Origin of the sequence: Streptomyces sp. ICC1, from assembly GCF_003287935.1 — a bacterium.
Taxonomy (GTDB): Bacteria; Actinomycetota; Actinomycetes; order Streptomycetales; family Streptomycetaceae; genus Streptomyces; species Streptomyces tritrimontium.
The window spans coordinates 5,602,005-5,614,728 of record NZ_CP030287.1 but is presented as its reverse complement, the minus strand read 5'-3'; the positions used below and the strand labels follow the sequence as shown (position 1 = coordinate 5,614,728).

Annotated in this window: 10 protein-coding genes and 1 tRNA gene; 4 read left to right on the top strand and 7 right to left on the bottom strand. The window is 76.0% G+C overall.

What is annotated here, in order from left to right; translation table 11 throughout:
• Positions 1 to 151: 151 nt before the first annotated feature.
• The 4 genes from DRB96_RS26415 to DRB96_RS26400 form a co-directional block, all read right to left on the bottom strand.
• Positions 152 to 1,291, bottom strand: a complete 1,140-nt coding sequence (locus tag DRB96_RS26415; protein WP_239517766.1) for an alpha/beta hydrolase-fold protein — start codon at positions 1,289 to 1,291, stop codon at positions 152 to 154.
• A 16-nt stretch (positions 1,292 to 1,307) separates the two neighbouring features.
• Positions 1,308 to 2,000: a response regulator transcription factor gene (locus tag DRB96_RS26410; RefSeq protein WP_112450702.1), complete on the bottom strand. Its 693-nt coding sequence runs from the start codon at positions 1,998 to 2,000 to the stop codon at positions 1,308 to 1,310.
• Positions 1,997 to 3,184, bottom strand: a complete 1,188-nt coding sequence (locus DRB96_RS26405) for a histidine kinase (protein ID WP_112450701.1) — start codon at positions 3,182 to 3,184, stop codon at positions 1,997 to 1,999. Before DRB96_RS26405 ends, DRB96_RS26410 begins: the two co-directional genes overlap by 4 nt.
• 124 nt (positions 3,185 to 3,308) lie before the next feature.
• Positions 3,309 to 3,381: transfer RNA gene (locus tag DRB96_RS26400), tRNA-His, on the bottom strand.
• Between the two features lie 141 nt (positions 3,382 to 3,522).
• Here DRB96_RS26400 and DRB96_RS26395 point away from each other — a divergent pair.
• Complete coding sequence (locus DRB96_RS26395; RefSeq protein WP_112450700.1) at positions 3,523 to 4,674, top strand: heparan-alpha-glucosaminide N-acetyltransferase domain-containing protein; 1,152 nt, start codon at positions 3,523 to 3,525, stop codon at positions 4,672 to 4,674.
• 152 nt (positions 4,675 to 4,826) lie between these two features.
• Positions 4,827 to 5,960, top strand: a complete 1,134-nt coding sequence (locus tag DRB96_RS26390) for an aminopeptidase P family protein (protein WP_162688669.1) — start codon at positions 4,827 to 4,829, stop codon at positions 5,958 to 5,960.
• 20 nt (positions 5,961 to 5,980) lie between these two features.
• On the opposite strand, the gene treZ is transcribed toward DRB96_RS26390, so the two are convergent.
• Positions 5,981 to 7,759: a malto-oligosyltrehalose trehalohydrolase gene (treZ, locus tag DRB96_RS26385; RefSeq protein WP_112450698.1), complete on the bottom strand. Its 1,779-nt coding sequence runs from the start codon at positions 7,757 to 7,759 to the stop codon at positions 5,981 to 5,983.
• A gap of 112 nt (positions 7,760 to 7,871) precedes the next feature.
• Between treZ and DRB96_RS26380 the strand changes: the two genes are divergently transcribed.
• Together DRB96_RS26380 and DRB96_RS26375 are read left to right on the top strand one after the other, a co-directional pair.
• A complete protein-coding gene (locus DRB96_RS26380) occupies positions 7,872 to 8,435 on the top strand; it encodes a DUF1707 and FHA domain-containing protein (protein ID WP_112450697.1) in 564 nt (187 codons plus the stop codon).
• 131 nt (positions 8,436 to 8,566) lie between these two features.
• Positions 8,567 to 9,058 (top strand): GNAT family N-acetyltransferase, encoded by a 492-nt coding sequence (locus tag DRB96_RS26375; RefSeq protein ID WP_112450696.1) that lies wholly within the window; start codon positions 8,567 to 8,569, stop codon positions 9,056 to 9,058.
• A 1-nt stretch (position 9,059) separates the two neighbouring features.
• On the opposite strand, the gene DRB96_RS26370 is transcribed toward DRB96_RS26375, so the two are convergent.
• Both DRB96_RS26370 and treY read right to left on the bottom strand, forming a co-directional pair.
• Positions 9,060 to 10,331: a M14 family zinc carboxypeptidase gene (locus DRB96_RS26370; protein WP_239516259.1), complete on the bottom strand. Its 1,272-nt coding sequence runs from the start codon at positions 10,329 to 10,331 to the stop codon at positions 9,060 to 9,062.
• 141 nt (positions 10,332 to 10,472) lie between these two features.
• Positions 10,473 to 12,698, bottom strand: coding sequence for a malto-oligosyltrehalose synthase (gene treY, locus DRB96_RS26365; RefSeq protein ID WP_239516258.1), 2,226 nt, complete (start codon positions 12,696 to 12,698; stop codon positions 10,473 to 10,475).
• Between the last annotated feature and the right edge of the window lie 26 nt (positions 12,699 to 12,724).

Here is a 12,724-nt window from a genome sequence, read left to right as displayed (position 1 = left end):
CGGGGCGGCGGGGCGTACGGGGGTCGAGGTCGGCATGTTCGGCTCTCTCGCAGGTCACAGGACCCTTCCACCGTGCCCCGGGCCGGGCCGTGAGACCTCGGCCGGAGGTACGGAAGGCCCGCGCCGGCTCCATCTTTCGGACGACCCCGCGTCAGGGCGGGCTCAGCCGTCCCACCAGCCACTCCAGCGCCGGCGGGACCTCGCGGCCCCACGTCTCGTAGTGGTGCCCGCCGCTGCCCAGGACGATCGACGACACCCGCGCGGGCGCCCGCACCGCATCGATGAACTCCATCGTCCGCGGGTACTGGTGCTCGCCCTTCCGGCTGCTCGCCACCAGCAGCGACACCGGCGGCTGCGGCAGGTTCCGCAGCCGCCACAGCAGGTCGCTCTCCCGCCGCAGGCCCGCGTCGCCGCCGAACAGGTCGCCGGTGTCGGCGTCCCGCGCCGCCTCGTACGACGCCGAGAGCCCGGCAGCCGCCCGATAGGCGTCCGGCTCGCGCAGGGCCAGCTTCAGCGCGCAGTACCCGCCCACCGAGTTGCCCATCACGCCCCACCCCCGGGCGTCGCGCGTGAGCCCGTAGTGCGAGGCCACCGCCGCCCGCAGGTCGTGCGCGAAGAAGGTCTCCGCCTGCGGCCCGCCCGGCACGTCCACGCACTCCGTGTCCCGCGGGGGCGCCACCGTCGGCGTCATCAGCACCAGCACCGCCGGCCGCATCCGCCCCGCCCGCACCGCCTCCAGCGCCCTCTGCGGATACCGGAGCAGGTCGAGCAGCACCCGCGGCGTACTGGGGAACCCGCTCAGCGCCAGCACCACCGGGAACTCCTCCCGGCGCCGCGCCGTCGCGTACGCGTACTGCGGCGGCAGGTAGACGTACGCCTGCGCCGACAGCCCGCTGCGCGCCCCCCGCACCGTGACCGCCTCGATCCGGCCGACCGCCTCCGGATCGCCGGAGCCCCCGTACCGCCACGAGTGCGTGCCCCGCACCCGCAGGCCGTCCCGCCCCGACGGGTCCGCGCCCGAGGTGTCCGTGCCCGCCGGGATCGGATCGTCGCGGCGCAGGGACAGCAGATCGCCCCAGGAGCCGTAGAAGCCGTAGGAGGAGTTCGCCGCGAGCAGCAGCGGCACCGCCATCGTCAGGGTGATCGCCAGCTGCAGGGCGGACCGCCCCAGCACCGCCCCCGGCCCGCGCACCGAGAGCCGGGGCCACAGCAGCACCGTGCCCGCGAACACCGCGGTCGCCAGGAGGACGGCGAGGAGCAGCGCCGGGGCGCCGTCGATGCCGAGGGACACGGCCGCCGGGCCCGGATCAGCCGACCGGACCGCGCGGGGCGGCGGGCACCGCGCCGCTCTCCCAGGCCCAGGCGGCGATCTCCACCCGGTTGCGCAGCCCCAATTTGGCCTGCACCGAGACCAGGTGCGTCTTGACCGTGGACAGCGAGATGAACAGCCCGTCGGCGATCTCCTGATTGGTCAGCCCGCGCGCGACCAGCCGCACGACGTCCATCTCGCGCTCCGACACCGGCGGTTCGCCGGCGAACGCCCCCGGCGTCCCCGGCGGTGCGGGCTGCTCGCCGAGCCGCTCCAGCAGCCGCAGCGTCACGGCGGGGGAGACGAGCGCGTCCCCGCGCGCGGCCGCCCGTACGGCTTCCACCAGCAGGTTCGGCCCGGCGTCCTTGAGCAGGAAGCCGCTGGCGCCGCCGCGCAGCGCCCCGTACAGGTAGTCGTCCTGGTCGAAGGTGGTCACGATCACCACCCGCAGCGGGTCGGCGACCCCCGGCCCGGCGAGCAGCCGGGTCACCTCCAGCCCGTCGAGCCTGGGCATCCGTACGTCGACCAGGCACACGTCCGGGCGCAGCCGCCGGGCCAGTTCCACGCACTGCGCGCCGTCCGTGGCCTCGCCGACCACCTCGATGTCCGGTTGGGCGCCCAGGATCAGCGCGAAGCCGGTGCGGACCATTTCCTGGTCGTCGGCGATGAGGACGCGGATGTCGCTTTTCATACGTTCGATCCTGCCAGGCCGCCGCCGGGGCCGCCGTCGCCGCGGCCGCCGCCGTCCAGCAGCGGGAAGACTCCGGTCACCCGCCAGCCGCCGTCCGGCAGCGGGCCCGCGGCGAGCCGGCCGTCCACGGCCTCGACCCGTTCGCGCAGCCCGATCAGCCCGAGGCCGCCGCGGCCGCCGGGCGGGACGTGGCCGCGCCGGTGCCCGGGGTCGTGCGCGGGGCCGTTGTCGACCTCCACCGTCAGGCGTACTCCGTCGGTGGCCAGCCTCACCCGTGTGGCCCGCGCGCCCGGAGCGTGCCGCGTCACATTGGTCAGGGCCTCCTGCACCAGCCGGTGCACCGAGGTCTCCACTTCCGGCGCCAGCCGCACCCGCCGTACCGGTTCGGCCAGCTCCAGGGCGGCCCCCGGCCGGCCGGCCACCAGCAGGGCCAGCTCCGCGAGCAGGTCCTGCGGCCGCACCGACCCCGAGTCCTGCTCGCGCAGGACGCGGACCAGGCGCCGCATGGAGTCCAGCGTCTCGCCGCCGGCCCGCTCGATGGAGCGCAGCAGCGGCTCGAGCCGCTCGGGCGCGGTCTCCCGGATGGCCTGGGCGGCCTGCGCCTGGACGACGATGCCGGTGACGTGGTGGGCCACGAAGTCGTGCAGGTCGCGGGCGAGTTCGTGGCGCTCGTGCTCCCGTACGGCCACGACCGCTCGGGCCCGGCGCTGGTCCAGGATGCGCAGGTAGCCGCCGAATCCGGCGGCCCCGGCGGCCGCCAGGGTCAGCGCGAAGGCGGCGGTCTCGGCGGCGGCGTCGCTGGGCATCCGCAGCGGGGCCGCGGCGGCCGCCGCCCACAGCAGCAGTCCCAGCGGCACCACCCGGGGCGGGTCGGTGTGCCGGGCGCACCGGGCCAGCAGCACCAGCAGGGCGGCGGACTCCAGCAGCCCCCAACTCCCGCCGGTGCCCCGGTCCGGCAGCAGCATCGCGCCGGTGGCGGCGAGGGAGAGCGGGGCGGCGAGCAGCGCGCGGCCGTCGAGGGGGAGCCGGACCGCGCGGGCGGGCAGCAGGGCGATCGCGCCGACGACGGCGCCGCAGACGAGGACGGCCCAGGCGCGCGGCGGCTCCACCGTGATCCAGTCGAGGGCCCACACGAGGACACAGCCCGCCGCCACCAGCAGCGCGGGGAATCTCTCTCGGCGCATCGCATTTCCGCGGATCGGGGGAAGGGGGGCGGGAGGCACGGGGCAGACGGACGGGCGGACGGGCAGAAACGGGAAAACCCGTGGGGGGTACGAGGAAACCTCGTACCCCCCACGGGATCAACAGGGTGAGTGACGGGACTTGAACCCGCGGCCACCTGGACCACAACCAGGTGCTCTACCAACTGAGCTACACCCACCACGAAGGGTGGCGGACCACCCGTTCGACGTGCAAGCACAGCATAGCCGATCGGCGGGGTGCTCCCGCGACGTGTTTGTCGCGCGACGGCAGGTGGGAGGCGGGAGGCAACCCCGGCGCCGCGATCGCCCTCCCTCTCCTTATGGGAGCAAACCGTCTCACCGGGTTGGACGCCGCCCGCGGCGCCGCCGTCCTCGGCATGTTCGCCGTCCACGTCGGACCGCCGCCCGTGCCCGAGGGCGCGGGCTGGCTGCTGGTCGCCGCCGACGGCCGCGCGCCCGCCGTCTTCACGCTCATCGCCGGCTTCTCCCTCGCGCTCGCCCGCTCCCGTGCCGCGGGGCCGCCGCCGCTGCGGGCCACCCTGACCCGCTGCGCGATCCTCGCCGGGCTCGGCCTGTGCCTCGCCGCGCTCTCACCCGGGATCCTGGTGATCCTGGCCTTCTACGCCGTCTACTTCCTGGCAGCCGAACCCTTCACCCGGCTGCGCACCCGCACCCTGGCGGCCGCCGCGGGCGCCGCCGTCGTCCTGGGTCCGGTCCTCTCCTACACCCTGGGCCGGGCCGCGGGGCTGCGCACCGGCGGGCGCGGGGGCACACCGGTCCCGGCCGACCTGTTGAGCTGGAGCGGCGCCGCCGGGACGGTGCGGGAACTGCTGCTCTCGGGCGCGTACCCGCTGCTCACCTACTTCCCCTACATCCTGGTGGGCATGGCGCTGGGCCGCCTCGCCGACCTGCGGAGCAAGCGGTCGCTCGGACTGCTGGCCGGCGCCGGGGCGGCCGCCGCCGTCGCCGGGTACGGCGCCTCCTGGCTCGCGATGGGCCCGGGCGGCCGGCGCGCGTCCCTGCTGGACGCCGTCGCACGGGAGCACCCGTGGGCCGCCGCGGAGCCCGATCCGGTCGCCGCGGTGCTGGCCGAGCAGTTCGGCGCGATCCCCAGCACCTCCTGGGACTGGCTGCTGCTGGCCGGCCCCTACAGCCAGACCCCGCTGGAGACCCTCGGCAACGCCGGGACCGGGGCCGCCCTCCTCGGCCTGCTCGCCCTCGCCGCGCGGGTCGGGCGGGTGGCGAGGGCGCTGCGGCCGCTCGCCGCCGTCGGAGCGATGGCCCTGTCGGTGTACGTCGTGCACGCGGTGGCGCTGGCGATGTTCCTGCGCGGCTGGACCGGTTGGGACGCGCTGGCGGGGTTCTCGGCCTGCGCGATGGCCGGCTGCCTGGTCTGGGACCACTTCCTGCGCGGTACGCGGCTGGGCCGCGGGCCGCTGGAATGGGCCCTGCGGGCGGTGACGCCGGCGTGACGCGGAGCCCTGCGGTAGCCCTGCGGGGCCTTGCGGGGCCCGTCCCCGAGCCACCCTTCCTCCGTTCCCCGGGCTGCGCCCGGACCCGCCCGGGGCGGGTTCGACCGGCGCGGCCCCTGACTTCGGGGGGCGGGGCGCGGGAGGATCCCCGCATGGACCACGACTCCGCTCACGACGCCGATCCCTTCACGGCCGCCGACTACGCCGCACGGATGGCCGCCGCCGCGCGGTCCGCCGCCGACGCGGGCCTGGCCGGCCTGCTGATCGCCCCCGGGCCCGACCTCGCCCACCTCACCGGCTACCGCCCCGTGGACACCGAGCGGCTGACCCTGCTCGTCCTCGCGGCCGGGCAGGACCCCGTCCTCGTCGTCCCCTCGCTGGAAGCCCCCGACGCGGCGAAGGCCCCCGGCGCGGGCGCGCTGACCCTGCGGGACTGGGCCGACGGGAAGAACCCGTACACCGCGGCCGCCCCGCTGCTGGACGCCGCCGGCCGCTTCGGCGTCAGCGACAACACCTGGGCGCTGCACCTGCTGGGCCTGCAACGGGAGTTGCCGACGACCTCCTACGCCCCGCTGACCGACGTGCTGCCGATGCTGCGCGCCGTCAAGGACGAGCGCGAGCTCGCCCGGCTCGCGGCCGCCGGGGAAGCCGCCGACGCCGCGTACGCGCAGATCCTGCACGTCCCCTTCGCCGGCCGCCGGGAGAGCGACGTCGCCGCCGACCTCGCCGCGCTGCTGCGCGTACACGGCCACTCCCAGGTCGACTTCACCGTCGTCGGCTCCGGCCCCAACGGGGCCAATCCGCACCACGAGGCCGGCGACCGGGTCATCGAGAACGGCGACATGGTGGTCCTGGACTTCGGAGGGCTCAAGCACGGCTACGGATCCGACATCTCCCGGACCGTCCACGTCGGCGAGCCCACGGACGAGGAGCAGCGCGTCCACGACATCGTCCGCGAGGCCCAGCTGGCGGGCGTGGCGGCGGCCCGGGCGGGCGCCGCCTGCCAGGACGTGGACCGCGCGGCCCGCGCGGTGATCACCGAGTTCGGCTACGGCGAGCAGTTCATCCACCGCACCGGCCACGGCATCGGAGTCACCACGCACGAGCCGCCGTACATGGTGGAGGGGGAGGAGCAGGTCCTCGTCCCCGGCATGTGCTTCTCCGTGGAGCCGGGGATCTACCTCCCGGGGCGGTTCGGCGTCCGCATCGAGGACATCGTCACGGTCACCGAGACCGGCTGCCGCAGCTTCAACAACGCCTCGCGGGAACTGGCGATCGTCGAGTAGGCCCGTCCGTGCCCGCGCCGCTACGGGCCCAGGACCACCGCCGATTCGGCCGGCACGTGGATCCGCCCGTCCGCGTCGGGATGGTTCGCGGGGATCCAGGAGGCCAGAACCCGCATGCCGTTGCGGCCCAGCGCGATGGTCGTCGGCTCCGCGGAGAAGTTCACCACCACCCGGATGTCGCCCCGGCGGAACGTCAGCCAGCGCCGCTCCTCGTCGTGGGCGGTCCGGACCGAGGCCAGATCGGGATCGCGCAGGTCCGGATGGGTGCGGCGGAGCCCGACCAGGGTGCGGTACCACTCCAGCAGGCGGGCGTGGGGGTCCCGTGCGGGCTCGGCCCAGTCCAGGCAGGAGCGGTCCCGGGTCGCGGGGTCCTGGGGGTCGGGGATCTCCTCGGCCTTCCAGCCGTGTTCCGCGAACTCCCGCCGCCGGCCCGTGCGCACGGCCTCGGCGAGGGCGGGGTCGGGATGGTCGGTGAAGTACTGCCAGGGCGTTCCGGCCCCCCACTCCTCGCCCATGAACAGCATCGGCACGAACGGCCCGGTCAGCGCCACCGCCGCCGCGCACGCCAGCAGGCCGGGGGAGAGGGAGGCGGCGAGCCGGTCGCCCAGCGCCCGGTTGCCGATCTGGTCGTGGGTCTGGGTGTAGCCGAGGAACCGGTGCGCGGGGGTGCGGACGCGGTCCACCGGGCGGCCGTGGTGGCGGCCGCGGAAGGAGGACCAGGTCCCGTCGTGGAAGAAGGCCCGGGTCATCGTCTTGGTGAGGGCGCCGAGCGGGGCGGCCGCGAAGTCCGCGTAGTAGCCCTGGGATTCGCCCGTGAGCGTGCAGTGCAGGGCGTGGTGGAAGTCGTCGTTCCACTGCGCGTGCAGTCCGGTGCCGCCGGCGGGGCGGGGCGCGGTGGTGCGCGGATCGCACAGGTCGGACTCGGCGATCAGGAACAGCGGCCGTCCGCTCTCGGCCGCCAGGGCGTCGACCGCGCCGGCCAGCTCCTCCAGGAAGGTCAGCGCCCGGCCGTCGGCGAGGGCGTGCACCGCGTCCAGGCGCAGCCCGTCGATCCGGTAGTCGCGCAGCCAGGCGAGCGCGCTGGCGAGGAGGTAGGCGCGCACCTCGTCGGAGCCCGGCGCGTCCAGGTTCACCGCCGCGCCCCAGGGCGTGTGGTGGGTGTCGGTGAAGTACGGCCCGAAGGCGGGCAGGTGGTTGCCGGAGGGGCCGAGGTGGTTGTGCACCACGTCCAGTACGACGCCGAGTCCGGCGCCGTGCGCCGCCTCCACGAAGCGGACCAGCCCGGCCGGGCCCCCGTACGGCTCGTGCACGGACCAGGGCGCGACCCCGTCGTACCCCCAGCCGTGGCGGCCGGGGAAGGAGCACACCGGCATCAGCTCGACGTGGGTGACGCCGAGCGCGGTCAGGTGGCCGAGGCGGGCCGCGGCCGCGTCGAAGGTCCCCTCGGGGGTGAAGGTGCCGATGTGCAGCTCGTACAGGACGGCTTCCTGGAGCGGGACGCGCGGGGCGGGGGCCGGCTCCCCGGGGGTGAGGGCCGCGAAGTCGACGACCGCCGAGAGGCCGTCCGGGCCGTCGGGCAGGCGCCGCCCGCGCGGATCGGGGCGTACGGGCCCCTGGAGATCGCCCCCGGGCCCGTCCGGGCCGCCTCCCAGCAGGTATCCGTACCGGGAGCCGTCGGCGGCCGGGGCCTCGGCGAGCCACCAGCCGGGCCGCTCCGGATCGGGCGCCATCTCGTACGCGGCCTCGTCAAGTCGCAGCGCGACCCGACCTGTCAGCGGTGCCCACACCTCGAACTGCACGGACGGTCCCCTCGTCTTGCGGCGGTACCCCAACCTGCGTGACCGGCCCATCATCTCCGGCTCGGCGCGGGAGTTCTGGACACTCTGCCCCTGACGGGCCGACAATCACCCTGTGACGTCCAGTTTCGAGTTCCCCGCCTATCCCGCCCCGCGGCTGTCCGACGCCGAGCGCGACCGGGCGCTGGGCCAGCTCCGGGAGGGCGCTGCCCTCGGGAAGTTGTCGCACGACACCTTCCTGCGCCGTATGGAGCTCGCCCTTGTGGCCCGGCGCACCGAGGACCTCGCGGTGCTCACCGCGGACCTGCAGGGCCGGGAGGGCGCCGAAAGCCCTTGGACCCGTCGGCTGTTCGGCTGGGTGGGGCGGGCCTCGGCCGTGTCGGTGGGCGTGCGGCGGGCCTGGGCCGCCGAGAAGCTGCCCAAGCTGCTGCTTCCGCACCCCGGCGCCGGACCGCTGCGGATCGGCCGCGACCCCGGCAACGGGCTGCGGCTCAGCCACGAGACCGTCTCCCGGGCGCACGCGGAGCTCAGCACGCGCGACGGGGTGTGGGTGATCACGGACCTCGGCTCGACCAACGGGACCACGGTGAACGGGCGCCGGGTCACCGGCTCGGCCGTGGTGCGGGACGGGGACCAGATCGGCTTCGGACGGATGTCGTTCCGGCTGTCGGCGAGCTGAGAGCGGGCAGGTCCGGGGCGGGCTCGGCCGGTCCGGGGACCGGAGCCGAAGCCGTGGCCGGAGCCGAAGCCGGGACCGCGGCCGGGAGACCCCGCTGCGCGCCGGAGCGGGGGCACACGGAGGATGGGCCCATGGAACACCTCTCCGCCGCCCCCGTCGTACGGCCCGCACGCCCCGAGGACATGCCGCGCCTGGTCGGCCTCATGCGCGAGCACCAGGAGTACGAGAAGTCCGAGCCCCGCCCCGCTGGCCCCCTCGCCGACCGGCTCGGCCCGCAGCCCTTCGCCGATGACGCCCGGCTCTGGGTGCTGCTGGCCGAGACCCCGGACGGCGCGGTCGCCGGGTACGCCGCCTGCTCGGCCGAGTTCTCCTTCTGGGACGCCCGCCACCACCTCCACATGGACTGCCTCTACCTCGCCGCGGAGGCTCGCGGACACGGCCTGGGAGCCGCCCTGGTGGAGGGCGTGCGCGCACTCGCCCGGACCCTCGGCCTCGGCCACGTCGAATGGCAGACCCCCGACTGGAACGAGGGCGCGATCCGCTTCTACGACCGGCTCGGCGCGACCGGCCGCCCGAAGATCCGCTACGCGCTGGCGACGGAGCGGCCCGCCGGCCCGTCGTGATCTACCGGCCGGCCGCCACGAGCCGTTCGTACGCCGCCAGGACGACCCGGGACTGGTGTTCCACCTGGGTGGCCACCGGGACCCAGCGGGCCTCGAAGCGGGCCGCGAACTCCTCGCACCAGCCCGCGACGAGCCGGTCCACGGCCGGGGCCGTCGGATGGCCCTGGGCGCGCAGGACCCGCAGCAGCATCGCGGCGGCGCGCAGCGAGAGGCGCCGGCCGAAGGCGTCGATGCTCCCGATGTAGGCCGCCGTGGCCTCGGCGGGCGCCTCGGCGCCCGTCCACTCGACGGCGATCCGGGGGATCAGCGCGAGCGTCCAGTCGACCGCGCGCAGCAGCGCCGAGGCGGCCGGATCCGTGCCGGCGGCCGCGACCTCCCGCAGCCGCGCGACCCGCGCCGCGTCGGCGGTGAGCCGCCCGGCCAGCAGGCGCAGGGCGGCGCGCGGGTCCGGATGCGGTGCCGGATCGTCCACCAGGTCCGAGGCCCACATCGGGACTTCGATGATCGCGGTGGTCCCGGCGTGGCGGTGGGCGTGGTACCAGGTGCTGAGCCGGGTGTCCTCCGGGTGGAAGGCTCCGCCGGCCGCGGGCCCCGGCTCGGGCATCACGAAGATGCCCGCACCGGGTGAGGGCCATCCGGAGGCGTCGGAGGCGCTGGTCTCGACCGGGATGCGCAGCTCGGCGGCCGATTTGCCGAAGGGCTCGGCGAGGCCGGGTATGTCACGGGTCAGCTGGATCCACGAGCCGCCGAGGTCGGTGCCGTGGAGGGACACCTGGAGGGCGGGGCGCAGCTCGTCGATGAGGGCGGTCAGGGCCAGCGTCTCGGGCGGCAGCCGGTCGGGGGCCAGTAAAGACGGCGCCCACTCGGGCTGTTCGGGGCCCGGGGGCCGGAAGAAGTTCCGGTGGTAGTCGAGCAGGGAGTACGGGCGGGGCGTGCGGTGCAGGGCCGCGCCGTCCGGGTCGGCGCAGAGCAGGAAGTGCCAGTCGGCGCCGGCCGCCTCGTCGACGGGGCCGCGGACCAGGCGCCGGGCGAGCGCGAGGGCGGTGGCTCCGCCCACGGGCTCGTTGGCGTGGGCCCCGGCGACGACGAGCACGTTGCGCGGGTGTCCCGCGCCCACGGAGAGCAGCCAGAGCGGCTCCCCGGCCCGGGAGGTGCCGGCCTGGCGGAGCCCCACCGGGCCGGGGTGTTCGTCCACCAGCGCGCGGGCGGCCAGCGCGAGTTCGCGGGGGGTGGGGTAGCACATGTCGCGGATGAGTGTCACAAGGAGTGCCATGCCCGCCGCGCACCCCGCCTACTGCTCCGCGCGCCCCGCACTTGCCCGCCGGCCGGACGCAATCCCCTGGCCGAAGCCCTGCGCCCGGCCGGGCCCGCCGCCGCGCCGAGCCCTGCACCGACCCCTGCACCGCCCCCTGGGCTAAGCCCTGCGCACCAGGACCGCCACCGGTGACTCCGCCAGGAGGGCGGCCAGCGGGACCCCGCCGGTGAAGGACGGGCCCGGGGCGTCGAGGGGGGTCCAGCGGCCCGGGGGCAGTTCCAGGGCCGTGGTGCGCCAGCCGCCCGCCGCCGCGAGGCGCAGGGACAGCCGGGTCACCGCCACCACCAGGTCCGCGGAGCGCGCGTACGCCACGCAGTGCTCCGCGGCCGGACCCCGGGCCGGGAGCGGGGCGTAGCCGGTGAAGAGCTCCGGGCGGGAGCGGCGCAGCCGCAGCAGCGCCGCGGTCAGGGCGAGCTTGCGCGCCGCGAGGGTGCCCGGCTCCGGGTGGGGGTCCAGCTCGGCCGGTCGGCGGTTGTCCGGGTCGACCAGGGCCCGGTACTCGCTCTCGGAGCCCTGGTAGAGCTCCGGGACCCCCGGCATCGTCAGGTGCAGCGCGGTCATGGCCAGGACGTTGTCCCGGGCCGCCGCCGCGATCTCGGGCGGGTCCTCCCGCGGGTCCGGCACGTACCCCGCGACGTCCGCCTCGTACCGCTCGTCCCGGTCGGTCCAGCTCGTGTGCAGGCCCGCCTCGCGGACGGCCTTGAGCAGGGCCTCGGCCAGCCGCTCCTCGCGGTCGGGCGCGGAGCCCAGGCCGAAGGCGCTCTGCCGCGCCACCCAGGCCAGCTGCGGATCCGGCCCCGGCGGCGCCCCGTGCGGTTCCCGCGCCAGCTCGGGGGCCTGGGACAGCACCGCGATCCGGGCGCGTACGTCCGCACTGCGCTTGGTGTCGTGCGTGGACAGGACCGTGCCGGAGGCGGGCCAGTCGCGCTCCAGGCGCGCGCAGTACGCGTGGAACTCCCCGGGGGAGACCGCCGGACGGCCCGGATCGCCGCCCACCTCCGTGGCCGACAGGAGCGGGGCCCAGCGGTAGAACGCCCGGTCCTCCAGGGACTTGGCGCGCAGGGCCGCCGAGGTCTGCGCGAAGCGGGCAGCGAAGACGCCGTCCCGCCAGGTGAGTTCGCGGACGGCGGCGATGTCGTCCGGGCTCACTCCGGTGACCTCGGTGAACCCGTCGGCGCCCGGGTAGGGGCGGTACGCCGGGTAGGCGACGAGCAGTTCGCGCACCGCCCGGGCCGCGGCGGGGCCCGCGCGCCGCTCCAGCGCGGCCAGCTCCGCCGCCAGGTCCCCGGTCAGCACTTCCCGCGTGGACCGCTCCGCGGTCTCCGGCCAGTCCGCGGCTCCGGTGGACTCCCGGTAGCGCAGGGCCAGTTCCTCCGCGCCCGCGGGATCGACGAACAGGCCGTCCACGTGGCGCAGGGCGTCGTAGCCCGTGGTGCCGGCGACCGGCCAGGCGGCGGGCAGGCGTTCGCCGCGGGCGAGGATCTTCTCGACGACGATCCAGCAGCCGGGGCCGGTCGCGCTCCGCAGCCGGTCCAGGTACTCCCGGGGGTCCGCGAGGCCGTCCACGTGGTCGATGCGCAGCCCCTCGACGACCCCGTCCCGGACCAGCTCCAGGATCTTCGCGTGCGTGGCCGCGAACACCTGCGGGTCCTCCACCCGGACCCCGATGAGATCCGAAATGGTGAAGAAGCGGCGGTAGTTGAGGGCGGTGCGCGCCTCCCGCCACCAGGCGGGGCGGTAGAACTGCGCGGCCAGCAGTTCGGCAGGCTCCAGTGCGGCGGTGCCGGCCCGCAGCGGGAACTCCAGGTCCCCGTGGCGCAGTACGTCCCCGTCGGCCTTGAAGTCCGCGGGCCCGGCGGGCCCGGGGAGCACCGGCAGCAGCACCTGTCCGCCGCCCGCCTCCCAGTCGATGTCGAACCAGCGCGCGCAGGGGGAGCCGGGCCCCTCGCGCAGCACCTCCCACAGCTGCCGGTTCAGCCGCAACGGCGAGGGCACGGCCATGTGGTTCGGCACGATGTCGAGCACCAGGCCGAGTCCGTGCGCGCGGGCGGTGGCGGCCAGGGCCCGCAGGCCCGCCTCCCCGCCGAGCTCGGCCCGGACCCGGGAGTGGTCGGTGACGTCGTACCCGTGTGCGGAGCCGGGCACCGCCTCCAGGACGGGGGAGAGGTGGAGGTGGGACACACCGAGCGAGGCGAGGTACGGCACGGACTCCCGTGCGTCGGCGAACGTGAACTCGGGGCTCAGCTGGAGGCGGTAGGTCGACGCCGGGGTGACGGCCGGCGGAACATCGGATTCCGTATGCATGCGTGCGGGCGGCTGGCTCATGAGAACGTACGTACCCAGGATGCGGG